Below are 24,029 nucleotides of genomic sequence, written 5' to 3'. Positions count from 1 at the left end.
GCAGGAGATGGCGATGCTTTCCGAGAAGATTTTCTGGTTTGAGGGCATGGCTGTCGGGCCGCAACACTTTCAGCAGCAGGACCGCTACGTCGACTCCCAGATCCGCATGCGGACCCTGGCCCATGTCCATCATGGCTGGGGTTTCATGGAGTTCTCCATCGACGAGCAGTATCTTCCCTTGGGCAAGGTGGTGCTGAACCGGGCCAGGGGGTTCCTGCCTGACGGCACGCTCTTTGAGGTCGGGCAGGGGCAGGAGGTCCTGTCCCTGGACATAACCCCCGGGGTCACCAACAGACGAGTCGCCCTCGCCCTGCCGCTGTCGCCCGAGGGGGCTTCGGAGGTGCGCCAGGAGGGGCTCCAAGGCATTTCCACCCCGTACGTCGCCCACAGAATCCCTGTCCGGGACAGTGTCGCCGGTAGCCGCAAGGAGGTGGAAGTGGCCTGCTGCCGCCTGGACCTGCGGCTCATGCTCGAGGAGGAGACCGAGGTCAGAGGCTTCATCAGCATGCCCGTGGTCCAGATTCTGGAGTGCAAGCCCGACAGGACGATTCTTCTGGACAAGGATTTCATGCCGACCTTCCTGCACCTTTCGGCCTCGTCCGTGTTGTCAGGGTATCTGCGGGAAATTGTCGGACTCCTCTCCCATCGCGGAGACCAGCTGGCTTTGCGGGTCAGCAGCGCCGGACAGACGGGTACGGCCGAGGCGGCCGATTTCTGGCTCCTGCAATGCATCAACCGTGCGGAGCCCGTTTTCCGGCATCTCGGCGGCGCCCCCTGCCTGCATCCCGAGGAGTTCTATGTCTGTCTTCTCGGCCTTGTGGGCGAACTGGCGACCTTTGCCGAGTCCCGAAAGCGTCCGGGGGAGTTCATGCCTTACGACCACAGCGCCCAGGACGCCGTTTTCTCGAACCTGATGAGCCACGCCAGGCAGGCGCTGAGCATGGTTCTGGAGCAGCACGCCGTGGAACTGCCGCTGCAGCAGCGCAAGTACGGCATTCTCGTGTCGCCCATCCATGACAGAAACCTCCTCGCCTCGGCGATTTTCGTTCTGGCTGTGGGTGCGGACATGGATTCCGAAACCCTGCGCGCCACCATCCCGAAACAGCTCAAGATCAGTTCCGTGGAGCGCATCCGCGACATGGTCCGGCTGCAGCTGCCGGGCATCAAGTTGCGCGTCCTGCCCGTGGCTCCGCGTCAGATCCCCTTTCACGCCGGCAAGACGTACTTCAAGCTGGAGATCTCCTCCGAGGAATTGGCGCAGCTTGAGCTTTCGGGCGGTTTCGCCCTTCATGTCTCCGGCGCATTTCCAGGTATTCAGCTCCAATTCTGGGCCATCAAGGAGTAACGCATGCAGGTCGATGACAATGACAAGACGTGTTTTGAAGGAGAGGCACAGTCAATGGCAATCTCCCAGCCGCCAGGAGAGACCGTGCACGTGGCGCTGGATAAGAGTTTGCGCTCCCCTGGGTATATCGCCCAACAGGCCTCTCTGGAGGACTATACCCTTGGCTTGAATCCGCTGGTCAACTGTGCGTCGCACCTGCTGCTCGAAATGGTCTACCTGCGGACGCCCGGCGCCGGAGGCCTGGACTCGCAGGGGGGAAAGCGGCCGGCCGGCGAAAAGGGACTGGAGGATCTGCGGCGGCGGCTGGTGGCGGAGATTCGCGGTTTTGAAAATGTTGCCTTGGGGTGTGAGATCGATCACGCCCAGGTGCTCGCCGCCAAATACGTCCTGTGTTCGGCCCTGGACGAGAGTGTGAGCACCTCGCCTCTTGGGGCCGGAGGGGATTGGTCGACCCAGGCGTTGTTGAGCACCTTCCACAACGAAACGTGGGGAGGGGAGAAATTTTTCCAGATCACCGAAAGGTGCATGCAACAGCCAGCCAGAAATCTCTATCTTCTTGAACTTATATATCTTTTATTGAGTCTCGGGTTCGAAGGGCGATACAAGCTCCAGTCCCGGGGCCCCATCGAGTTGGAGCTGTTGCGGGAAAGAATATACCGGCAGGTGCGCATGCTGAGGGGGGAGCCCGACCAAGACTTGTGCAAGAAGGTGCCGGAAGGAAAATACAAGAACAAAATATACACGTACGTCCCCATTTCCCTGCTTATCACCTTTGTGATCTCCTGTCTGGCCGTTTCGTACCTGGGCTTTGCCCATGTCCTCGCGAACCGGGCCGAGCCGATTCTGCATCAGTTCGCCGTTCATGCCGGCGAGAGCGCGGGAGGAGATCGATGAGCCTCCGTTTTTTTCATGCCCTGCGCGAAGCCTTGAGGACGGCTTGGGTGCTGGGGCTCATTCTCTGCCTGCTTCTCATCCTGATTCTGTGGACGCTTGGCCCTCTGGTGGCCGTGGCGGGATACGTCATGTTCGAGAGCGTAACGGCCAGGCTGGCCGGCAGCCTCGCCATCGTGTTCGTGTGGGGGCTTCTGGTGGCGGTTCTGTCCTCGCGCCGGAAGAAACGCGAAGCCGACGATCCGGAGATCGCGGCCCGAAGGGAGCGCGAAGCCGCAGTGCGCGACAGGGTTCGCGAGGAACTCGGGCACATCGGGCACGTCGTCACATCAGCCATCAGGACCGTGACCACATCGAATTTCTACGGGCCGACGAGCCGTTCCCGCTACGCTTTGCCTTGGTATCTTGTCCTCGGTCCCTCCAATTGCGGGAAAACCTCCCTGCTTCTCAATTCCGGGCTACAGTTTCCCCTGAACGAGCAGGCGGACAGACATCTTTACACGATCACGGACACCGAGAGAACCGAGATTCTCTTCGCCAATCAGGCTGTCTTCATCGATACGCCCGGGGCATACACGGAAGGCGCCCCCGAGTCCGAAGCTCATGGCCTGTGGAGGGCTCTTCTGCGGCGCCTGTTCCGTGTCCGGCCTGGCAAGGCGTTGAACGGCGTGGTCGTCTGCGTCAGCATGCGCGACATGCTCGACGGGGAGTCGTCACGACGGGAACACCTGGCCAGGACGGTGCGTGCGCGTCTGAGCGAAGTTCTGAAACACCTGCGGTCCTATGTGCCGGTGTATATCGTCTTCACCAAGTGCGACGCGCTTCCTGGCTTTGCCCGGTTCTTTTCGCATCTGTCCCGGAGCGAGCGCGAGCAGATTTTCGGATGCCCCGCGGGCGGCAACACCATAGATGCCGGCAGGATGCGCAAGGAACTCCATGAGTTGCTGCAGACGCTCAACTCCCAGATCATCACCAAGATTCACCAGGAGAGGGACTGCCTGGCGCGTGCCGCTATGTTCCGCTTTCCGCAGGAGTTGGCGGCGATTGCTCCCCGGATTCTGGATTTCATCTTCGAGGCTTTCGGCCCTTCCCGCTATCACCGGCCCGTCATGTTCCGGGGGTTCTTTTTTTCGAGTGCACTGTCCTCATCGGACATCATGGCGGGCACGGCCCGTGACGGGGAGTTGAGCTACCAGAGCGGCTTCCAGGCGTCACTGGGCGATTACGCGAGGGGTTTTTTCCTGCTTCGGCTGTTCGAAAATTTCATCGTCCCCGAGGCTGGATTGGCGGACGTCGACCGGGAGCGTGTCTGGCTGCTCAACCTTCGCCGTTTTGGTTCGTGGGCGGTGGCGGGCCTGCTGCTCGTGGGCTGCGTTTCCCTGCTGGCTCTGAGTTTCAGGGAAAATTTCAATCGCATGGGCGCGTTGGAGGCCATGGCGCAAAGTTACGAACGGCAACGCCGGGAGCGTCCGCAGGTCACGGACGCTGCGGCGATCCTTCCGGAGCTTTCGCATCTTGAACAGGCCTTGCCGGTCTATCGCCCCGGCCTGGACCCGCTCTTGGCCCGGGGATTGGGCCTGTACCAGGGCGCGGCGTTCGAGGACGCCTCCAGGCGGGCCTATCTGGGCGCACTGAATGGAAGCCTTCTGCCCCGTGTGCGTCAGGCCGCCGCGGAAGCCATTGGAAAGTCATTGGATGACCTGGCGTCCTTGAAGGAGTCCATGAGGGCCTATCTGATGCTGTGCCAGCCCGCAAAGCTGGACGAAGCATTTTTGAAGAGTTGGCTTGAGCGGCGATGGTCCGAATCATATTCCGGGCGGGCAGACGACCAGCGGGCGCTCATGCGCCACATGGCGTTTCTCATCGAACACGGCATCTCCCCAGTTCCGCCTGATGAACGCCTCCTGGCCAAGGCCAGAGAGTCCCTGTTGAAGAAGCCGCTGTCGCAGCTCGCGTATCAGCAGATGCAGGAAGAGGCGTTCGAGGGCGGCCACCCCGCCTTCACCTTCCGCGGGGCGCTCGGCGGGCTCGTTTCGCCATTCTCCGGGGATATGCATCCGATTCCTTACCTGTACACAGCTGCGGGTTTTCAGGAGTACGTCGTCCGGCGCTGTCCGGAAATCATTCAGGGTTTGACCGAGGACGGTTGGGTATTCGGGGCCAAGGCGCCGATCTTCAGTTCCATGGACGTGGGCAAAATCTCCAAGGACGTGCGGACCATGTATTTCCTGGACTACACGCGCCACTGGGGCCAGGCGCTGGACGTCCTCTGCGTCCTCAGACCCGGGACCTTGTCCGGCGCCGCAGTCCTGGCGGAACAGCTTTCCGCCGGGGTTTCACCCGTGGTCCTGGTTCTGCGGGAACTGCGCAAGAACATCACGTTTACGCCTGAAGAAGGGAAGCAGGGAGGCCTGGAGACCGCCGTCGAGGACCAGGCGGCCATAAAGGGGACGCAGAAGCTTGCGGGCGTGGCCGGGACGAAGCTCGCAAGGGCGGCGACGGAAACGGTCCTGGATTCCGTCGCCCAAGCCCGGTCCAAGGCTGTCCTGGAGGCATTCAAAGATGCCCGGATGGTCAGGGCTTCCTTCAAGTCCCTGGATGGCTTGCTCGATACGGAAGACGGGCCTACGCCGGCCCTCAAGGCGACCCTTGACGCCCTGGCGCGGGCCGGGGACTATTTCCGTGGGATTCGCGAGAGCGACAACAGCGGGCGGAAGGTCCTGGACGCCCTTCAGGGCCTTGCCGAAGAGCGGGACGAAACGTTGCGCCAGGCGGCCAGCGCGGCCGGAAAACTGCCTGCGCCCGTCCGGCAATGGTGTGAAGCCGGACTCCATGGCGGTCTCCGGGACATGCTTGCCATGGGCGCGTCAGCCATCGATGCGGCCTATCGTGAGTCGGTCCTCAATGAGTACAAAGCCAATCTCAAATCCCGCTATCCCTTTGACACGGACAGCGAGAGCGATGCGAGCCTCACGGAGTTCGCCAATTTCTTCAAGAAGGATGGCGCGCTTGATTCGTTCTACGACAGGTACGTCCGACCCTTTGCCAGCGACAAGGGGGGCCTTCGTCCCATCATGGGGCAGACCCTTCCCATTTCGGTCGAGGCCATGAATCGTCTTGATCGCGCGCACAAAGTGCAGGATGCCTTCTTTGTCTCGGACAGGGATTTGGGTGTCAGTTTTCTCATGGAGCCCTACGCCCTGGACGTCACACTCAAGCAGGTCGACTTGAGCCATGGAGGCAGGGTGCTGAGCTACTGGCACGGCCCCGTGCAGGGCGCGAGCTTTTCCTGGCCGCTCGCGGAGGGGAGCCCAATGGAGGCTTCCGTCGCCACCTCCGATATCCATGCCGTCAAGGCGCACAGGGTCGTGCGCGGAGACTGGGCCCTCTTCCGCCTCCTGCAACGCGGCAAGATCACACGGCTGGCGGGAAACCGCTGTCTGGCCGAGTTGCGTGAAAACGGCAAGTGGGCTCAGTTCCTCATCCAGTTTCGGAACAAGGCCAATCCGTTCGACCCCGAGACATGCAGCTTTTCGCTGCCGGAGTCATTGCTCTGAATCGCAGGAGAGTCATGCGCATGCGTGAATCCGGTGAGGGCAAGGCGGCAATGGTTCTGATGTGCCTGCTCGTGCTTGGAACGGGCTGCGTGCGGACTGGGCCCGGAGGCCTCGATGGTGCCGGACCTCTCGCGTCGCGGGTGGTTTCTATGAGCAGAGAGGTGCTCGTCCTTCCCTCGACTCCTTCCAGCCCTCCTCCGCGATCCTTCCGGGGGCCCCGGGAGAGGTGGAAGTCCGATGAAGCCTTGGTCCGGCAGGATATTGACGAAGCCACGGGAACTGCCGCTTTCCAGGAGATCATTGCCCAGTGGCTTCCCCATGGCGAGGCGGGCACCATGCGGCGGTTCATGCGCCAGTTGAGCGCCGCCGAGGGGCCGCCGCCGTCGATGTTGAACCGGATGCGCAGGGATATCCCCATGATTCGGGAGGTCCTCATGGACTGCGATCTTCCACAGGAACTGGCTTTCCTGCCGGTGATCGAAAGCAGTTTCGAGCCATGGGCAGTATCCCCGGCAGGCGCGGCGGGGTTGTGGCAGCTCGTGCCCGAGACGGCCCGGCGCTTTGGGCTCACGGTTTCCGGCGGCGAGGATGAACGCTTCGACACGCGCCGGTCCACGAAGGCCGCTGCGGCATATCTGATCGAACTGTATCGGCTTTTCCGTGACTGGCCCTTGGCGCTTGCCGCCTACAATTGCGGCGAGGGAGCTATGGCTCGCGCCCTGGAGAGAACGGGCGCCCGAACGCTCTCGGAATTGACTGCCTTCTGCCGGGCGGATCGTGATTTTCGCAGGCTTTTGTCAAGCGAAACGCTTGATTATGTCCCGAGGTTTGTTGGCGCGATTCACGCCATGTCCGCTCTGCCGGAGTTCGAGGCCTTGATGTGTTCTGCGGCTGGCGATGCGTGGCGTTCGGCTTCGGACGCTTCTCTTCCAGCGGGAGTGGCGCAGGGCGGATCATATCGTGGCGGAGAAGCGATGCGGTTGGCCGACGCCGTTCTTGAGGCGGCCAGACGATGACTCGGAGGGACTCATGATGCCGGCTTCACGGGAGCCCGTCGTTGCGGCGGAGTCCTGGGGGGTTACCATGAAGGGGCATGCCCGTGCGGAGAATCAGGATGCGTTCCTGAGCTGGCCTGAACATCTTCTCTGGAGTGTGGCGGACGGCGTGGGGGGCGGAAGCCAGGGGCGGGAAGCCAGCCGGCTTCTGGTGAAAAATCTCATGCAGACGCCTGAGCCGTCGTCTCTGGATGCGCACATCCGCAATGTCAGGCATCTGTTGGAGCGGTCCAACCGTGAACTCCGCCAGAGCGCCCATGGCGACGCGGCCAGCACGATCGTCACCTTGCTGATGCACGGAGACCGCGCCGCCTGCCTGTGGTCTGGAGACAGCCGCTGTTACCTGCGGCGCGGCGACATCCTGTATCAGTGCACCCGTGATCATACCCTGCGGCAACGCGCCATCGACAGGAAGGAACTCACGGATCATGAGGCCAGGCGCATGGTGCGCGGCAATGTGGTGACCGATGCCGTGGGGGCCGGGGATGTTCTGCGGCTGGACACGGCTTGTTTTCCCTTGCGCCGGGGCGACAGATTTCTTCTCTGCTCGGACGGCCTCTCGAACTGCGTTTCCCCGGCGGCCTTGTCTGCGTATCTTGGCAGGCCGGGGGCCAGGGACGCCGCCCTGGGGATGGCCGAAGCCCTGCAGGGATGCGGCCATCCCGATGACGCCACGCTGGTCACGGTCTTTCTTTCCGGAGGGTGAGGGTGTCGGGAAAAAAGAAAAGACAACACCGGTCCACGGCCTCCGAGACGTCCACCTCTGCAAGATTTTCCCCTCCGGCAGAGGCAGCGGTCGCTGGCGGCGACAGGTTCGTGCTGCGGTCCCGGCTGGGTGCAGGCGGCCTGTGCGAGGTTTTTTCGGCCGTGGATCTGAGAAGGGTCGAATGTGGGGATTCGCGACCGGTTGTGGCCGTCAAGAGGTTGCTGTCCGAGTTCGCTCACGAGCGCCAGGCCCGGTCGGCCCTGGCCCAAGAATACTTCACCCTTCGCCATCTCACGCATTACGGAGTCGTGCGCGTCTTCGACCTGCACCGCGAAGCCTGGGGGATGTGCTTCAGCATGGAACTGCTGGAAGGGCAGCCTGCCCATGCCGCCCTGGGAAGCCATCCCGCCGGGCTGGGTGGCGCGGGCATCACCCTGGGCGCCAGAATATTCGAGTCACTGGCCTATCTGCATGCCCACGGCGTGTCGCACGGGGACGTCAAGCCGGCCAACGTATTTCTGGAGCAGGGCGGACGGACGGTGCTTCTCGATTTCAATATCGCACGGGTTTCGGAGCGTCCCGGGGCCGCCAGCGCCAAGGTGGTGCATGGGTTGCCCGGCGGTGCGCGCATTCCGGGCCTGAGCCGGCAGCACGCCAGTCCCGAGCGCCTGAAGGGTACGCCTCCTGACCCGCGAGGAGATGTCTTTTCGGCCAGTTGCACCGTGTACGAGCTGATCACGGGCGTTCATCCCTTCGGGACGCTGCCGGCCCATGAGGCCGCCTTCGGGAACCTCCGGCCCGAAAGGCCGTCAGTCCTGACCCGGGGGCAGTGGCGCGAACTCCGGAAAGGCCTTTCCTTTGACCCGCACGGGCGGCCGACGGCGCAACGTCTTGGCGCGGTTCTTGACGGCCATGGGCTGCTTGCGGGACTTCGACGGATATTTCCATATATGCGTCAAACTTGACGGCGACGTCTTTTTCGGCCTGCGCGGCGAGGGACAGCTTTTCAGAAAGGGAGGCATGTTTCATGCGCATGGGAGGTGATCCCTTGAGACATTTTGATGGCGAGTCTCCACTGCAGGACGAACCATGTTCGCGAAGTGTGATTTTATTTGCTGAACGCACCCAATGCGCCAGCTTACATAACCACAGGAGGTCGTATGCCGGCAGTTTGCAGGGTCGGGGCCAAGGCTCGTTGTCCTCGCGACTCCCATGGCAAGAATTGCTGCGCCAACGGTGTTTCGGGACCGGCCACGGCAGGTTCGCCGGATGTGACGGTCAATGGTCGCACCATGCTGCGCATCGGCGACAGCGACGTGCATGGCCGCTGTCGCGGGTCCAACATCTGGATAGTCTCGGCGGGGAGTGATCAGGTCCTCATCAACGGCATCCCCGCGTCCATGCTCGGGGATGCGACGAAGCATTGCGGCGGGAAAGGGCGGAGGGATGAGGCCCGCCCGGACGTGGAGATCGGTTGAGGGGATCGGAGGTTCTACATTCGGGGGGCCGAAGAAGAGACGGGGATGCGCTGTTGCATGCCCGGCAGGTGTCAAGGCCAAAGACAATGCGCACCCTTCCGGACTTCTCGGTCCGGAAGGGTGCGCATTGCGGGAGGGAGACCTTACCCGATGACTCCGGGGGAGTCGACGGCGTCGGCTTCGACGGGCGTGTTGCGCGCCTTGAGTATGAAGAGGACGAAGCAGACAGCGGCCACGGCGATGCCGATGGGGTAGCCGATATCGGAGCTCACCGCGATGGGGAATTCCGGGGCCACGCAGAGGTAGGTGGCGCAGACGGCGGTCATGAAGGTGGCCGGGATCGTCGCGATCCAGTGCAGCTTGCCGTGGCGGACAAGGTACATGGCCGAGGCCCACAGGACGATGGTGGCCAGGGCCTGGTTGGCGAACCCGAAGTAGCGCCAGATGACGTTGAAGTCCGTCTTGCTGATGATGAAGCCGACCACGAACAGGGGCACGGCGATCATCAGGCGTTTGGCGATGGATTTCTGCTCGATCTTGCCGAAGTCGGCGATGATCAGGCGGGCGGCGCGGAAGGCCGTGTCACCGGAGGTGATGGGCAGGATGATGACGCCGATGATGGCCAGGAATCCGCCGATGGGGCCCATCAGCGTCGTCGCGACCTGATCGACCACGGCTGCCGGGCCGCCGGCGGCCAGGGCAGCCTGCAGTGCGTCGGGGGTCTGGTAGAAGGTCATGCCCAGGGTGGCCCAGATCAGGGCGATGATGCCCTCGCCGATCATGGCGCCGTAGAAGATGGGTCGACCGCACTTTTCGTCAGGCAGACAACGGGCCATCATGGGGGACTGGGTGGCATGGAAGCCGGAGATGGCGCCGCAGGCGATGGTGATGAACATCAGCGGCCACATGGGCAGGCCCTTGGGGTGCACGTTGGCCAGGCCCACGCCGTTGGGGAAGAAGGTGTAGCCGTCGACGATGAGCATTCCGGACAGACCGAAGGCCATGATCAGCAGGCAGACCGTGAACAGCGGGTAGAGCCGGCCGATGATCTTGTCGATGGGCATCATGGTGGCCAGGAAGTAGTAGGCGAAGATGATGGCGGTCCAGACCACCACGGCCACGTTCTTGTCCAGGTCGAAGCCGATCTTGTTGGCCAAGAGCTTGGCCGGTCCGAGGATGAAGACCACGCCGACCAGGAGCAGCAGGATGACCGAGAAGACGTTCATGAACTGCTTGGCGAAGGCGCCCAGGTTGTAGCCCACGGCGTCGGGGATGGATTTGCCGTCGTAGCGCACGGACATCATGCCCGAGAAGTAGTCGTGCACCGCGCCGGCGAAGATGCTGCCCAGGACGATCCACAGCAGGGCGGCAGGACCGTACAGGGCGCCGAGGATGGGTCCGAAGATGGGGCCCAGGCCCGCGATGTTCAGCAGCTGGATCATGTAGATGGTTTTGGGGTTCATCTTGACGAAGTCGACCCCGTCCTCCATCCGGCAGGCCGGAGTGACCCGGCAGGTGTCGGCGCCGAACTGCGCCTCCACGAACTTGCCGTAGACGAAATACCCGGCGATGAGCGCCGCGCAGGCAAGAAAGAAATAGAACATGTCTCACTCCTTTGGAAAATTTGTCTTGGGTGGGCGAGCCCTGCGTCGGGACCGCTCCGGGAGCCTAGCTGACCCAATACATCAACTGCGAAGAGGCGGACAATGCCCCTCGCGCCAATTGTCGCAAATGACGTTTGAACGTTCCATATGGAGTGATGAACCGATCAGATATGCGCGGGCATGGGCAGCAGAAAATCCACCTTCGTGCCCTGGCCCGGGGCGCTGACCACGGACGGCAGGTAGGACGGGCCGAAAATCTGCTCCAGGCGCTGGAAGCAGTTGCGCACCCCTATGCCCCCGGACCGGGAATCGAGACGCGTCTTGTCGAAAAGTTTGTCCACCTGGTCCGGGACCATGCCCACGCCGTCGTCGCGCACTTCGACGTGCAGGTGTTCTTCCTTGCGGCGGATCTGGACGCTGATTTCCCCCCCGTCCTCCCGGGTCAGGATGCCGTGCCGCACGCCGTTCTCAACCAACGGCTGGATGATGAGCGGCGGGATGGGCCATGATTCGCAGCCTTCCTCCACATCGAAGTTGACCCGGACCCTTTCGCCGAAGCGGGCCTGCTCGATTGCCAGGTAGCAGCGGATCTGGTCCAGCTCTTCGGAGAGGGGAATGAACCCTTTGCTCGCGTCCAGGCTTTTGCGCAGGTAGCTGGACAAATCCTGCAGAAGGCTGCGCGCCTTTTCCGGGCTGGTCCGGCAGAAGGAGGCGATGGTGTTCAGGGAGTTGAAGAGGAAGTGCGGGTTGATCTGGGCCTGCAGGCGGCGGATCTCGGCATGGGCCAGCATGCGCTCGGTGATCTGGATGTTTTCGAGCTCGAGCTGGGTCGAGAATAGGTTGCCCAAACCTTTGGCCAGCTCGAACAGCATGAGATCCAGAGTCCGGCCTGCCGTGCCGTAGAATTTGAGGGTGCCGACGACGTTGCCGCCCTTGTGCAGGGGGATGATGACGGCGGAGGCGAAGGGGCAGCCAGGGTGGGCGCAGCCGATGTTGTCCTTGTGGCTGACGTACATGGGTTCGCCGGTTTCGAGCACTTCCCGCGTGGCGCTGGTGACGACCGGACGCCCTGCGAGGTGGTGATCGCTGCCCTGGCCGACGTGGGCCAGGACGTTGACCCGGTCCGTGATGGCCACGGCGCCGACCGCGACGCGCGAGTGGATGATGCGGGCCGTAGCGGAGGCGCTTTCCAGGGTCAGGCCGGCCCGCAGGTGGCTGACGGTGGCGTTGGCGATGTCGAGGAGTTCCTGGGCCTGAATCGAGTCCTGTCTGGCCCGGAAGCGGAAGACCACGTTGATGACCTGCACGAAGGCCGCGGCGCCCAGGGTGTTCAGGATGATCATGGACGGGGCGATGATGCGGACCAGTTCCAAGGCCTGGGTGAACGAGTGGGACAATGCCAGGACCATGCCCATGTGCATGGTTTCCCCGACCAGCGCCAGCCCGGCCGCCCAGCGCCAGTCGACGCTGCGCTCCTTGAGGTACAGGGTCAGAAGGCCGGCCACGGCGCCCTCGATCATGGTCGACAGCCCGCACGGCACGGCGCTGAACCCGCCGATGTCGATGAGGATGCGGTGTCCGCCGGCGATGAGCCCCGACGCGATGCCGACCAGCGGCCCGCCGAAGAGGCCGCCCGTGATCACTGCCATGGCCCGCAGGTTGGCCACGGACTGGAAGACGAGGTTGCCGCCGTACGTGCCGAGGATGCCGGCGGTGCCGAAGAATGCGATCTGCAGTAGCGTCGTGCGCCACTGCGGCCCCTGCTGGAGGCGGAGCTTGTGGATGGGCGTCACGGTCAGGAGCAGGAATGCTCCGGCCACGATGAGCCCGAGCCGTTCGGCCAGGGCGAGTACGAGGGCGTCTGGGTTCATGTCGGTGTATTTCAGTCCAGGCCCAGGCGGTCACGGAAGTCGCGAACCCGGCCCTTGCTGACGGTGATTTCGGTTGAAGCGCAGTCGCGCATGGTCAGGACGTATTTCCCGTTGAACCAGGGCGCGAAGTCGCGGACCTGGGCCAGGTTGACGAGTTCGGCCCTGTTGGCGCGGAAAAAGGACAGTGGTTCGAGGCGCTGTTCGAGGCGGTCCAGGGTGCATGGTCCGTGGAACGGAAACCGCCCGTCGCGGGTGTGGACCAGGGTCCGGCGTTCCTCGGTGCGGATGAAGACCACGTCCCCGTGATCCAGGAGCATGACGCGCCCCCCGTTTTCCACGGACAGGCGGGTTAGCGACGGACCGAGGCCCATGCCCCGCAGCAGGGATTGGAAATCGGGCTGGGGAGCGGCCTGGGGAGCGGCCCGGCTGGTCAGGGCGCGCAGACGGTTCAGGCATTTGGCCAGCCGTTCCATGGACACGGGCTTGAGCAGGTAATCCACGGCGTTGTCCTCGAAGGCGCGGATGGCGTACTGGTCGTAGGCCGTAGCGAAGACGAAGAGCGGCGCCTCGGGCATCAGCATGGCCCGTTCCAGTACAGAGAAGCCCGTGCCGCCGGGCATCTGGATGTCCTGAAAGACGACGTCGGGCCTGAGCCGTGCGATCTCCTCCAGGGCCTGCCCGGCGGACCTCGCCGTGCCCGCGATTTCGACGTCGTCGAACCCGGACAGGAGGAAGGCCAGTTCGTCCAGAGCCGGGAGCTCGTCGTCAACCAGAAGGCATCGCAGTGGCTTGGTCATGGGTTCATCTCGCGTTTCGGACGCGTCGTAGCAGAATCTCCGGCAAAGTATACAGGCCGCTAACGGTCCGTGTCCTTTGGAAAATCAGGCAGTGCGCAGGCCGCGCATGGAAATCGAGCCCAGGGTGACCCGGTCGTTGAAGAAGCGAGTCCCCTCCCCCGGGTCCATGGCCCCCAGAACGTACAGCAGGGGCAGGTAATGCTCCTCCGTGGGTATGGCAAGACGGGCATGCGGCAGCCCTTCGTACTCGACCAGGGCGTCGTGGTCCCCGGCCTCGATGAGCCCGGCCATGGCCGCGTCACATTCCACGGCCCATTCGAACCCCTCGTCCTGCCAGGCCATGACCCCCAGGTTGTGGACCATGTTGCCGCTGCCCAGGATGAGCACGCCTTCCTTGCGCAGGGGGGCGAGTTCCCGGCCCAGCTCGTAGTGGAAATACGGCGGCGCCCCGGCGTCGATGCTCAGTTGGACCACGGGGATGTCCGCCCGCGGGTACATGCGGCACAGCACCGACCAGGCGCCGTGGTCCAGGCCCCAGGAGCGGTCGTGCCGGATGCGGGCGTAGCGCGTGGCGTCCATGACCTTGCGCGCCAGGGCCGGGGAGCCGGGGGCCGGGTACTGTATGTGGTTCAGTTCCGCCGGGAAGCCCGAAAAATCATGGATTGTCTCGGGCATCTGCGCCGAGGTCACGCAGGTGCCGTCGGTCTCCCAGTGGGCCGAGACGCACAGAATCGCCCGCGGCCGGGGCAGCTCGCGGCCGAGTTGCGCCCAGGCGCGGCTGAACTCGTTGTCCTCGATGGCGTTCATGGGGTTGCCGTGACCGACGAAAACAAGGGGCATCTTCATGGTTATCCTTTGGTGGTGAACACCCTGGTCCAGGCCAGGGTCAGGGCGATGGAGTAGAGGGCGGCGACGATGCCCAGGGCCACGTCGTACATGGCCGGGGCGGCTAGGGCCAGCCGGATGAAAAGGGTCGAGAGGGCGTAGCCCGAGTTGCGGAACACGGCGTGGAACGAGGGCCGGAAGCACTGCGAGATGAGCACGACCAGGATGTCGGTGAAGATCAGCAGCGTATAGAAGACGGGAAAGAAGTCGATGTGCGGCAGGCCCGCGAACTTGTTGTAGAGATTGTTCAGGCCCAGGGTGACGAAGGTGCCCAGGAGCAGCAGTGCGATGCCTTTCTTGGCCGCCACGAAACGGAATAGGTCGTGGGGCATGCCCATGTCCTGCTTCTTGGCGGGCTGGATGCGGTAGTAGACGCCCAGCAGGGCGAAGACCGCCAGGGCCCCGAAACCGTAGCCCAGGATGTGGTAGACTTGGGTCAGTTCGGACCCGAGGGTGATGGGCTCGGCGAAATGGGACAGCTCCTTGAAGGCGTCGCGCAGGAGGATGAGGGACAGAATCTCGAACTGTTTGCCCACGGACCTGGAAAAGGAGCACGGCAGGGTGAAGATGAGGCTTATGACTTCCAGGATCAGCACCAAGGTGAAGGCCAGGTTCACGGCGTGAAAATGGTTGGTCGGGATGTGGGCGGCCAGCGCTGCCGGGAGCAGGCCGTTTCTGTTGAGCTCGATCCCGGCCATGGCCCCCAGGAAGACGACGATGAGCCCCAGGGCGAAGCGGCGGTGCATGCGCTCGTGTTCCCAGAAGTGGTGCAGCGGGTCGAAGAGGTAGGTCAGGCGTTCGAATATCTGGTCCATTGGAGTGCTCCTTCGGGTCGTCGCCCTTAGAGGTGCCTGGAGACGATGGCCACGACCTCGCTCAGGTAGGATTTGCGGACGTCCTCGGAGACCGAGGCCACGCTGCCGAAGAATGCGTGGTGGAGCACCTCGATGCCGCAGAGTTCGAAAATCCCGGTGTCCGTGGTCATGGCCATGGCCTCGTGCATGCCCCGCGAGTCGCAGACGGTGCTGGGCAGCCCCGTGGTGCTGAAGAGGAGGGCTTTCCTGCCGCTCAAAAGCCCCGTCATCATGTTGTCGTGGAGCGCGTAGGCGAAGTCCTGGCAGAAGACCCGGTCGAAGTAGCCTTTGAGCATGGCCGGCATGCCCGTCCACCACACCGGGTAGACAAAGGTCAGGATGTCGGCCCAGGAGACGAACTCCTGTTCCTGCCGGACGTCCTGGGCCCGCATGTGCGGCGGCGCTTCCATCTCGACCCGCCCGAGCACCGGGTTGAAGCCGATGCCGTAGAGGTCGCGGCGGAGGATGTCATGCCCCATGGCCGAGGAGACCGCCTCCACGGAATCGGCGATGGCCGCGTTGAAACTCGTGGGGTTTGGGTGGCAGAAGATGATGAGATGGTTCATGGCGTCCCCTTGTATGCGCTGAGTTTCACGGGGTTCTTCCGTGTGTCCCCGGCCGATGCGCCGGAGAACAGGGAATGGGATTATGATGAACCATACGCCACGTGAAAAATTCTGGAAAGGTTTTTTTGGTTCGCGCGGTGAAGTTGCAGCAATTCAGGGATGTTGACAGGAAGTCCGCAGGATTTGGGCAATCCGCTCGTCTTTCGGGATGAGGCCTGTTTCAAGCTTGGAATGGACCAGGCGGCCATCGACGAAGACCTCAAAAGAGCCTCTGCTTCCTTGGCTCAGGCTCACCGATGCGCCGCACTCGACGCGCAGTCTGTCCGCAAGACCTGCGGCGCGCTGGGCATAGCCAGCTCACACGCCGCAATAGAGAATTCGTACCTGCATGTCGCACTCCGGGCGTTTCAGTTCTGGAAATATTCCGTCTTCCTGAGTTCCCCGCCTTCGAAGGTCAGGACGTAGTAGCCCCCGCTCACTTCGTAGGTCATTTCCGTGACGTAGAGCAGAACCTCCTGGCCTGCGCGCCTGACCGTGATCTCGCCCACGCGCTCCTCCCAGAGAGGGTCGCCGCATTTCTTGCGCACCTTGGCGATGATGGTGCCGGGGGTCATCAGGTCGCCCTGGCAGCGCATGTCCGCGGCCCATGACGGGCTGGCCAGGAATGTCAGGGCCGCCAGAATGAAAAAGGTCTTTCGCATCGGGCTGTCTCCGGTTAGGGGGAAATGCAGCGCCACACTAGGCCGCAAGACAACGGCGCGTAAAGGGGGGAGATATGGATTACCGGATCGAGAAGGACTCTCTGGGCGAAAGGAAGGTCCCGGCGCACGCCTACTACGGGGTGCAGACCGTGCGGGCCATGGAGAATTTCCAGGTCACGGGGATACACATCTCCCATTACCCGCTGCACATCGAGGCCTTGGCATGCATCAAGCAGGCCGCGGCCCTGGCCAACCTGGAACTGGGCATCCTGGACCCGGCCATCGCCGAGGCCGTCATGGCCGCCTGCCGGGAAGTGCGGGAAGGGAAGTTCAACGACCAGTTCGTGGTCGACGTCATCCAGGGCGGGGCCGGCACCTCGGTCAACATGAACGCCAACGAGGTCATCGCCAACCGCGCCCTGGAACTCATGGGCCACGACAAGGGTCAGTACGCCTTCTGCCATCCCAACAACCACGTCAACCTCTCCCAATCCACCAACGACGTCTACCCGACATCCCTGCGCATCACGGCCATCTGGAAGATCAGAGAGGTCATGCGCAGCATGGAGGATCTGGTGGAGGCCCTGGCCGCCAAGGGCGCGGAGTTCGCCGACGTGCTGAAGATGGGCCGCACCCAGCTCCAGGACGCGGTGCCCATGACGCTGGGCCAGGAGTTCGCGGCCTGGGCCGTGACCGTGGGCGAGGACATGGAGCGCATCCAGGAGTGCCGCAAGCTTCTGATGGAGATCAACATGGGCGCCACGGCCATCGGCACGGGCATCAACACCGTGCCGGCCTACGCCGCCTTCGTCTGCGAGAAGCTCGCGCACATCACGGGACTGCCCCTGACCAAGTCGCCCAACCTCGTGGAGGCGACCTCGGACACGGGCGCCTTCGTGCAGCTCTCGGGCGTGTTCAAGCGCGTGGCCGTCAAGCTCTCCAAAATCTGCAACGACCTGCGCCTGCTGTCCTCGGGCCCCTTCTGCGGCCTGGGCGAGATCAATCTCCCCCCGCGCCAGCCGGGCTCGTCCATCATGCCGGGCAAGGTCAATCCGGTCATCCCCGAGATGGTCAACCAGGTCTGCTTCCAGGCCATCGGCAACGACCTGACAGTGACCATGGCCGCCGAGGCCGGCCAGCTCGAACTCAACGTCTTCGAGCCCATCATCGCCTTCAACCTCTTTCAGACCATGGACATGCTCGTGCGGGCCATGCGCATCCTCAAGGATCGCTGCATCGTCGGCATCACGGCCAACCGCGAGCGCTGCGCCCAGCTGGTGCGGGCCTCGGCCGGCATCGTGACGATCCTGGTGCCCTATCTGGGCTACGACGAAGCCGCGGCCATCGCCAAGGAGGCGGCCTCGACGGGCAAGGCGGTCTACGACCTGGTGCTGGAAAAGGGGCTCATGACCCAGGAGGAGCTGGAGGACGCCCTCGACCCCATGAAGATGACCCACCCGCGCATGGTGCGCAGCGGGCGTTTCTAGCCTTCGGCGCCGCCGTTTTCCGGCCGAGCCGCGGCGATGCTGGCCGGACCTGCGGCCGGGCTTGACGAAAGCGCCGGAAGCGGCGATTTTTCGCCCATGTTGCGGACCATCGCGCACGAAGCGCTGCGCTACCTGCAGGCGGCGCCCTTCCCTCATCTGACCACCCTCAAGGTTTCGGGCCTGGCCTTGTTCACGGGCCTCGAGGCACGCCTCGTCCTGGCCGCGCCAGAACCCTCATGGCTGGCCTGGGGCTGGGTCGCCCTGAGCGGGCTGTTCGCCTGGGGCGTGGTCCTGTGCCAGGCCGACGCCCTGTCGCGCTACCGCGAGTTCAAGCGCCTGTGCGCGCTCCTGTCCCGCTACGGCTTCCGCCCCAGGGTCTTCAGGCTGGTGGCCTCGTCGCGCTGCCAGCGCGACGCCGCGCTCCTGGCGGCGCGCCAGGCCGGCTGCCGGGACCAGGCCCGGCGCGTCTTCCGGGACCTGGGCTACCGCTGGTACCACATCCTGCCCGACGCCATCGTGGCCAACCCTCTCTATTTCTTCCACCCCAGATTCCTGCGCTCCACCTTCGTGCCGGGCAAGCGCCCCTGACTGCGGCTACCAGTTCTCGGCCAGTTCCTCGAAATGGGCCTGGGGATGGTCGCAGGCCGGGCAGCGTTCGGCGGCCCTGGCGCCCTGGTGCACGTAGCCGCAGTTGCGGCAGCGCCAGCTGATCTTCTCCTCCCTCTGGAAGACCCGCCCTTCCTCGATGTTCCTGGCCAGGGCCCGGTAGCGGCGCTCGTGGTGCTTCTCCGCCACGGAGACGGCCTGGAAGAGGGAGGCGATCTCCGGAAACCCTTCCTCGCGGGCGACCTTGGCGAAGTCCGGGTACATGTGCCCCCATTCGTGCTGCTCGCCGTCGGCGGACTCCAGCAGGTTTTCGAGCGTCGTGCCGATGCGTCCCGCCGGGAAGGTCGCGGTGATCTCGGCCTCGCCGCCTTCGAGGTGCTTGAAGAAGGACTTGGCGTGCACCATCTCCTGGTCCGCCGTCTCGGCGAAGATGTCGGCGATCTGGACGTAGCCCTCCTTGCGGGCCTGCTTGGCGAAGAAGGTGTAGCGGTTGCGTGCCTGGGACTCGCCGGCGAAGGCGGTCAGGAGGTTCTTTTCGGTCCGGGTGCCCTTGATTGATTTCGACATGCTTTCTCCGTGTATGGGTTGTTGGGGGTGCGCCTTTCCGGGGCCTGGGCCATGTCCGCACACCGTGTCCGGCTTGACGCCCCGGGGATCGTGGTTAGTTATGTGCCATCAAAAGCCAGGAGGTGTCACCCATGGTTATCGATTTCAGCTCATATTACGATCTGCCCCGCAACATGGACAGCTTCTTCGAGGAACTCTGGAAGCCGAGTTCTCTGAGCCAGCGCCGGGTCGCCTATCCTCCCGTCAACATCAGCGAGAGCGACGGCGAGATCATCGTGACGTCCGAGATACCCGGCATGGATACAGGCGACATCGAGCTGACCCTGAACGAGAAGAGCCTCGTCATCAGGGGCACCAAGAAGAACGAGGTCGGCAACTACTACCGCCAGGAGCGCCCCACGGGCAGCTTCCAGCGGATCGTCAACCTGAACGTCCCTGTCCAGGCCGACGGTATCAAGGCGACCATGAAGGACGGACTGTTGCGGGTGGTTATGCCCAAGGCCAGGGAAAGCCGTCCGCTGACCATTTCCATCGACGCGCAGTGAGCGTCCGGCAAGAGGAGACGACGCCATGACCAACGATCTTGAAAAAAAGACGACCCCGACCCTGCCCCGCTTCCGCCCCAACACCGACGTGCTGGAACGCGAGGACGGCTTCCACATCTTCGTCGACATGCCCGGAGTGGGCAAGGACGGTCTGTCCATAGACCTGAGGGAGAATGAACTCGAGGTGCGAGGCAGGGCGGTCTACCCGCGCGAGGAGAACGCCAAGGCCCTGCACGTGGAGTTCGGGGACGGCGAATACGTCCGTACCTTCACCATCTCCGACGGCGTTGACCGCGAGGGCATTCGCGCGACCCTGAAGAAGGGGTTGCTTGAGCTCTTCCTGCCCAAGGCGGCCCGGCTCAAGCCGCGACGAATAGAGATTCTGGCGGGCTAAACCGCCTGCCGCACGGCCCGGGTTTCCGGGCCTTTCTTTTTTTGGCGCCCGGGTCAGGCCCAGCCCAACTTGGCGAAGAGGGTGCGCATCTCTTCGTCCGGAGGGCACTGCAGGCGCATTTCCTCACCGTTTGCGGGATGGCGGAAGCGCAGTTCGACGCTGGCCAGCAGGAGGCGGCGGATGCCGAAGTGCTCACGGAAGAAGCGGTTCTGGCGGCCGTCCCCGCGCAGGACGTCGCCGACGAGGGGGTGGCGGATGTGGGCGAAGTGGCGGCGGATCTGGTGGGTGCGGCCCGTGCGGGGTTCGACGCGGACCAGGCTGTAGCGGGCCGTGGGGTGCGGCCCCACGGGATGCGGGATTTCGACGAGCCCCAGGCGTGTGAATTCGGTGCGGGCCGGGGCTTCGGCTCCGGACTCGCTCTTCAGGGGCCACTCGATGGCGCCCTCTTCGTCCGTGAAGCCGCGGACCACGGCCAGATAGGCCTTGCGGACTTCCTGGGCCGCGAACTGCCGGGCCAGGACTGCCGCCGCGCCGGGCGAGAGGGCCATGATCATGAGGCCCGAGGTGGGCCGGTCCAGGCGGTGGACGGGATAGAGCCGCGTCCCCAACAGGTCGCGCAGCGTCTGCAGCAGGAACGGCTCGCGGCCGGCGTGGGTGTTGCGGTGCACCAGGAGCCCCGCCGGCTTGTGCACGGCCACCAGGTCGTCGTCGCGGTACAGGATTTCGATCTCAGCCCCGGTCATGGGGTTCGGTCAGCTCGCCGCGCAGGTTCCGCGGCATCTGCGCCCGGATGTCCCCGGGCGTGAGCCCGAGGCTGAAGAGGTAGATCATCTTGGTCAGGGCGGCCTCGGCCGTCATGTCCGCGCCCGAGACCACCCCGGCCCGGGCCAGGGCCGACCCGGCCGCGTACCCGCCCTGGTCCACGGTGCCGCGCAGGCACTGGGTGCAGTTGACGATGACCACGCCGCGCTCGCAGGCCTCTGTCAGGACGGCCATGAGTCCGGCGTCGTCGGAGGGGCCGTTGCCCATGCCGTAGGTTTCGAGGACCAGCCCCTGCAGGGGGGAGCGCAGCACGTTGGCCACGAGGTCGGCGGAGATGCCCGGAAAGAGGCGCAGGGCGCCGACCCTGGCGTCGGACAGCGGGTGGACGGTCAGGCCGTTCACGGGCCGCGCCGGCAGGATGTGCTCCGGGTGCGGCCGGATGGTCACGCCGATGTGCCCCAGATCCGGGTAGTTGGGCGAGTCGAAGGCCTGGAAGCCCGCCGCATCGACCTTGGTCGCGCGGCAGCCGCGCAGCAGGCGGTTGCCGAAGCACAGGCAGACCTCGGGGATGTGCGTCTGGGCCACGACCATGAGCGCGGTCACGAGGTTCTCGCGGCCGTCGCTGCGGACCCGGCACAGGGGGATCTGCGATCCGGTCAGGACCACGGGCTTGGCCAGCCCCTCGAGCATGAAGGGCAGGGCCGAGGCCGTGTAGGCCATGGTGTCCGTACCGTGGATGATCACGAACCCGTCGAAGTCACGGTACAGGTCTGCGATGTCCCGGGCGATGGCCAGCCAGTGCCGGGGCCCCATGTTGGAGGAGTCCAGGAGCGGCGAGTACTCGCGGATGACGTACTCGGGCATCTCGGGGCTCGAGAAGTCGGGCATGGAGGCCATGACCCGCCCCAGATACCCCGCCTCGGGGGCGTAGCCCTGGGGGGTGGGCTTCATGCCGATGGTCCCGCCCGTGTAGAGGATGCAGACTTTTTTCTTCATGCCGTTTTCCAGGCTTCAAGCTTCCAGTGGATGAACTCCATGACCTCCTCGTGCTCGTTCCTGCCCGCGCCATCGACGCGGATGGGCTCGCCGAAGCAGAACCGCACCGGCAGTTCCGGGCGGATGAAGCCGTAGTCCTTGATGAGGGAGCCCACGCCCCAGGCGTCGGTCTTCAGGGCCAGGGGCAGCACCGGCACGCCGGCCTTTTTTGCCAGCTTGATGCCGATGGTGTTGAAGGCCGATCGGTCCAGGCCCGGCGTGCGCGTGGTCTGGGGGAAGACGATGACCGAGATGCCGCGCGCCAGGCGTTCCTGCCCCTCGTCCATGACGGTCTTGAAGTCTTCGCGGGGGTTGACGCGGTCCACGGCGATGGGCTCGATGGCGTTCACCACCCGGTTGAAGACGGGGTACCTGGTCAGGCTGCGCTTGAGCACGTAGGCCACTGGCTTGTGGGGGGCGAGAATGCCCGGCAGGCAGAAGGTCTCCATGGTCGACATGTGGTTGGCTACGACAACGCACGGGCCGTCCAGCTTTGCGTAGGCCGAGGCGTTTTCGATGACGAAGCGCACCCCGGCCGCCTCGGCGCGGCGCATGAACGTCTGGCTGTCGGCGGCCCACTGCGCCATGGAGTAGCCGCCGCGGGTCCGCCAGGCAGCCTCGCAGACGATGGCCAGGGTGCGGGCGTAGAAGGCGAGGCTCGGGAAGAGCCTGGAGACCGGGTCGACCTGGATTGCGGGGGAGACGTAGGGATCGTCGAAGGGCGCGATGTGCATGCTGGAATCCACCGGTTGGGTTTGGCGGGCCCGGGGCCCGCCGTTGTCTCGTGCCGGGGACGGTAGCCCAAGTGGCTCCGGGCTTCCAGCGCTTTTTGCCCCTGCGGGCACCGGGGTGCCTACAGGGCCTGGGTCAGCTTGGCCAGGATGGAGGCGAACTGCGCCGTCTCCTCCGGGCTCAGGGCGGCCTGCAGTTCGCGGGTCAGGTGCAGGTGATGGTCGTGGTGCTCGCGGAAGAGCTCCTCCCCGGAAGGGGTCAGGGCCACGAGGATGGAGCGGCGGTCGGTCTCGTGGGGAATGCGCGCCACGAGGCCCTGCTTTTCCAGGCGGTCCACGTTGACCGTCAGGGTGCCCGTGGTCACGCCCATCTTGGCCGCCAACTCCTTCATGCGCAGCGGGGGTTGCTGGCCCAGGACCTCCAGGGTGTGCATCTGGGGCAGGGTGATGGACGTGTCCCTGACCACGGCCTGCTCCCAGGACGACAGCTTTTCGTAGAATTCGATGAGCAGATCGCTCAGGCGCTCCAGGTCATGCATGGCCGCCCCCCGGACATTCGCCGGTCTGCGCTTCAGCCGGGCAGGGGCAGGCGTGGACCTCGACCGTGACGCGCTCCAGGTCCGGGACCTCGGCGATGAGTTCCTTGTAGAACTCCGGCGGACGCGGGGCCGCGTCTTCGACCGTGACGTGGGCGGCCAGGCGCCTGGGGCCCACGTTCCAGACATAGAGGTCACGGACCTTGACCGCGCCGCCGTTTTCGAGGCGGCGCACGATGTTGTCGTGCAGAACCGGGTCGGCGCGGTGGTCGAGGAGGACTCGGGCGGTCTGGCGCAGCAGGCCCAGGGCCCAGCGGCCCACGACCAGCGCCCCGACGATGCCCATGACCGGGTCCAGCCAGGCCAGGCCCCAGAACCTGCCGCCCAGCAGGGCGAAGATGGCCAGGACCGAGGTCAGGGCGTCGGCCAGAACGTGCATGTAGGCGGCCTTCAGGTTGTGGTCGTGGGCGTGGGAGTGGTCTTCGTCGCGCAGCCACCAGGCGCTGACCAGATTGACCGCCAGACCGACCACGGCCACTAGGGTGGCTGGGCCGAAGGAGATGGTCACGGGTGACACGAGGCGCATGACCGACTCCGCGCCCATGAAGGCCGCCACGAGGAACAGGCCCACGGCCGAGGCGAACCCGGCCAGAGCGTTGACCTTGCCGGCCCCGAAGACCAGGTCCGGGTTGTCGGCGTTGCGGCGGGCCCAGACGTAGGCAAACCAGGCCACGGCCATGGCCCCGGCATGGCTGGCCATGTGCCACCCGTCGGCCAGCAGGGCCATGGAACCGAAGAGCCATCCCGAGACGATCTCCGCGGCCATGGTGGCCATGGTCAGCCAGAAGACGAGGCGCGTGCCGCGCTCGCCGTGCTCGTGCTCGTGATGGTGGCTGCAGGAACAGGAATGGTCGTGCATGTGGAGCCTCTTTTTGTTTGATTGGCTGAAATCTTGATGCTCAAATAAAGATGAGATGTTTGATTGTCAAACTGAATTTTCGAAGTGAGGGAAAGCTGCGCGACGTTCCTTTTGTCGCGGCAGGAGGCGCGGTGCTG

At 64.4% G+C, this 24,029-nt stretch carries 24 protein-coding genes and 1 pseudogene; 11 read left to right on the top strand and 14 right to left on the bottom strand.

Features of this window, described 5'->3' with window-relative positions:
* Positions 1–7: 7 nt before the first annotated feature.
* The 7 genes from tssK to ACYQ3G_RS04060 all read left to right on the top strand — a co-directional run bounded on the left by tssK (position 8) and on the right by ACYQ3G_RS04060 (position 9,032).
* Entirely contained in the window at positions 8–1,345 is a 1,338-nt protein-coding gene (gene tssK, locus ACYQ3G_RS04090) for a type VI secretion system baseplate subunit TssK (protein WP_459822584.1), read from the top strand.
* A 3-nt stretch (positions 1,346–1,348) separates the two neighbouring features.
* Positions 1,349–2,239, top strand: a complete 891-nt coding sequence (gene icmH, locus ACYQ3G_RS04085; RefSeq protein ID WP_459822581.1) for a type IVB secretion system protein IcmH/DotU — start codon at positions 1,349–1,351, stop codon at positions 2,237–2,239.
* Positions 2,236–5,793 carry a type VI secretion system membrane subunit TssM gene (gene tssM / locus ACYQ3G_RS04080; RefSeq protein ID WP_459822578.1) on the top strand — a complete coding sequence of 1,186 codons (3,558 nt, stop codon included), beginning with the start codon at positions 2,236–2,238 and terminating at the stop codon, positions 5,791–5,793. The genes icmH and tssM overlap by 4 nt, the downstream gene beginning before the upstream one ends.
* Before the next feature lie 14 nt (positions 5,794–5,807).
* Complete coding sequence (locus ACYQ3G_RS04075; RefSeq protein WP_459822576.1) at positions 5,808–6,809, top strand: lytic transglycosylase domain-containing protein; 1,002 nt, start codon at positions 5,808–5,810, stop codon at positions 6,807–6,809.
* A 67-nt stretch (positions 6,810–6,876) separates the two neighbouring features.
* Positions 6,877–7,554 carry a PP2C family protein-serine/threonine phosphatase gene (locus ACYQ3G_RS04070; RefSeq protein WP_459822572.1) on the top strand — a complete coding sequence of 226 codons (678 nt, stop codon included), beginning with the start codon at positions 6,877–6,879 and terminating at the stop codon, positions 7,552–7,554.
* The gene (locus ACYQ3G_RS04065; protein ID WP_459822569.1) at positions 7,551–8,519 is read left to right on the top strand and encodes a serine/threonine-protein kinase; all 969 of its coding nucleotides are present in this window, start codon (positions 7,551–7,553) and stop codon (positions 8,517–8,519) included. The genes ACYQ3G_RS04070 and ACYQ3G_RS04065 overlap by 4 nt, the downstream gene beginning before the upstream one ends.
* 195 nt (positions 8,520–8,714) lie before the next feature.
* On the top strand, positions 8,715–9,032 hold the full coding sequence (locus tag ACYQ3G_RS04060) for a PAAR domain-containing protein (protein ID WP_459822566.1): 318 nt from the start codon (positions 8,715–8,717) through the stop codon (positions 9,030–9,032).
* Positions 9,033–9,175: 143 nt separating this feature from the next.
* Here the strand turns inward: ACYQ3G_RS04060 and ACYQ3G_RS04055 are convergent, their stop codons facing one another.
* The 8 genes and pseudogenes from ACYQ3G_RS04055 to ACYQ3G_RS04020 form a co-directional block, all read right to left on the bottom strand.
* Positions 9,176–10,636, bottom strand: a complete 1,461-nt coding sequence (locus ACYQ3G_RS04055; RefSeq protein WP_459822563.1) for a carbon starvation CstA family protein — start codon at positions 10,634–10,636, stop codon at positions 9,176–9,178.
* Between the two features lie 164 nt (positions 10,637–10,800).
* Entirely contained in the window at positions 10,801–12,507 is a 1,707-nt protein-coding gene (locus ACYQ3G_RS04050; RefSeq protein WP_459822560.1) for a LytS/YhcK type 5TM receptor domain-containing protein, read from the bottom strand.
* Between the two features lie 11 nt (positions 12,508–12,518).
* Entirely contained in the window at positions 12,519–13,304 is a 786-nt protein-coding gene (locus ACYQ3G_RS04045) for a LytR/AlgR family response regulator transcription factor (protein WP_459822558.1), read from the bottom strand.
* Between the two features lie 84 nt (positions 13,305–13,388).
* On the bottom strand, positions 13,389–14,150 hold the full coding sequence (ygiD, locus tag ACYQ3G_RS04040; RefSeq protein ID WP_459822556.1) for a 4,5-DOPA-extradiol-dioxygenase: 762 nt from the start codon (positions 14,148–14,150) through the stop codon (positions 13,389–13,391).
* A gap of 2 nt (positions 14,151–14,152) precedes the next feature.
* Positions 14,153–15,004: a hypothetical protein gene (locus ACYQ3G_RS04035; RefSeq protein WP_459822553.1), complete on the bottom strand. Its 852-nt coding sequence runs from the start codon at positions 15,002–15,004 to the stop codon at positions 14,153–14,155.
* Positions 15,005–15,030: 26 nt separating this feature from the next.
* The gene (locus tag ACYQ3G_RS04030; RefSeq protein WP_459822550.1) at positions 15,031–15,609 is read right to left on the bottom strand and encodes an NAD(P)H-dependent oxidoreductase; all 579 of its coding nucleotides are present in this window, start codon (positions 15,607–15,609) and stop codon (positions 15,031–15,033) included.
* A 153-nt stretch (positions 15,610–15,762) separates the two neighbouring features.
* Positions 15,763–15,951: pseudogene (locus tag ACYQ3G_RS04025) on the bottom strand (Rdx family protein); the annotation flags it as partial.
* Between the two features lie 65 nt (positions 15,952–16,016).
* Positions 16,017–16,310 carry a DUF2845 domain-containing protein gene (locus ACYQ3G_RS04020; protein WP_459822547.1) on the bottom strand — a complete coding sequence of 98 codons (294 nt, stop codon included), beginning with the start codon at positions 16,308–16,310 and terminating at the stop codon, positions 16,017–16,019.
* A 74-nt stretch (positions 16,311–16,384) separates the two neighbouring features.
* Here ACYQ3G_RS04020 and aspA point away from each other — a divergent pair, with 74 nt between their 5' ends.
* Entirely contained in the window at positions 16,385–17,797 is a 1,413-nt protein-coding gene (aspA, locus tag ACYQ3G_RS04015) for an aspartate ammonia-lyase (RefSeq protein ID WP_459822545.1), read from the top strand.
* Between the two features lie 36 nt (positions 17,798–17,833).
* Positions 17,834–18,385, top strand: coding sequence for a hypothetical protein (locus tag ACYQ3G_RS04010; protein ID WP_459822542.1), 552 nt, complete (start codon positions 17,834–17,836; stop codon positions 18,383–18,385).
* A 6-nt stretch (positions 18,386–18,391) separates the two neighbouring features.
* Here ACYQ3G_RS04010 and rbr read toward each other — a convergent pair whose 3' ends face one another.
* Entirely contained in the window at positions 18,392–18,970 is a 579-nt protein-coding gene (gene rbr, locus ACYQ3G_RS04005; protein ID WP_459822540.1) for a rubrerythrin, read from the bottom strand.
* Positions 18,971–19,101: 131 nt separating this feature from the next.
* Here rbr and ACYQ3G_RS04000 point away from each other — a divergent pair, with 131 nt between their 5' ends.
* Both ACYQ3G_RS04000 and ACYQ3G_RS03995 read left to right on the top strand, forming a co-directional pair.
* Positions 19,102–19,515, top strand: coding sequence for an Hsp20/alpha crystallin family protein (locus ACYQ3G_RS04000; RefSeq protein ID WP_459822538.1), 414 nt, complete (start codon positions 19,102–19,104; stop codon positions 19,513–19,515).
* 25 nt (positions 19,516–19,540) lie between these two features.
* Positions 19,541–19,909 carry an Hsp20/alpha crystallin family protein gene (locus tag ACYQ3G_RS03995; protein WP_459822536.1) on the top strand — a complete coding sequence of 123 codons (369 nt, stop codon included), beginning with the start codon at positions 19,541–19,543 and terminating at the stop codon, positions 19,907–19,909.
* A gap of 53 nt (positions 19,910–19,962) precedes the next feature.
* On the opposite strand, the gene ACYQ3G_RS03990 is transcribed toward ACYQ3G_RS03995, so the two are convergent.
* The 5 genes from ACYQ3G_RS03990 to ACYQ3G_RS03970 form a co-directional block, all read right to left on the bottom strand.
* Entirely contained in the window at positions 19,963–20,652 is a 690-nt protein-coding gene (locus ACYQ3G_RS03990) for a pseudouridine synthase (RefSeq protein WP_459822533.1), read from the bottom strand.
* Entirely contained in the window at positions 20,639–21,667 is a 1,029-nt protein-coding gene (gene ansA, locus ACYQ3G_RS03985) for an asparaginase (RefSeq protein WP_459822530.1), read from the bottom strand. The genes ACYQ3G_RS03990 and ansA overlap by 14 nt, the downstream gene beginning before the upstream one ends.
* On the bottom strand, positions 21,664–22,440 hold the full coding sequence (locus ACYQ3G_RS03980) for a lysophospholipid acyltransferase family protein (RefSeq protein ID WP_459822527.1): 777 nt from the start codon (positions 22,438–22,440) through the stop codon (positions 21,664–21,666). The genes ansA and ACYQ3G_RS03980 overlap by 4 nt, the downstream gene beginning before the upstream one ends.
* Positions 22,441–22,559: 119 nt before the next feature.
* Complete coding sequence (locus ACYQ3G_RS03975) at positions 22,560–22,976, bottom strand: MarR family winged helix-turn-helix transcriptional regulator (RefSeq protein ID WP_459822525.1); 417 nt, start codon at positions 22,974–22,976, stop codon at positions 22,560–22,562.
* Positions 22,969–23,892: a cation diffusion facilitator family transporter gene (locus ACYQ3G_RS03970; protein WP_459822522.1), complete on the bottom strand. Its 924-nt coding sequence runs from the start codon at positions 23,890–23,892 to the stop codon at positions 22,969–22,971. The genes ACYQ3G_RS03975 and ACYQ3G_RS03970 overlap by 8 nt, the downstream gene beginning before the upstream one ends.
* Positions 23,893–24,029: the final 137 nt, after the last annotated feature.

It is taken from the genome of Desulfomicrobium salsuginis, assembly GCF_054657795.1.
Note: the sequence above shows the minus strand (reverse complement) of the source record. Positions and strands in the feature narration are given on the sequence as shown.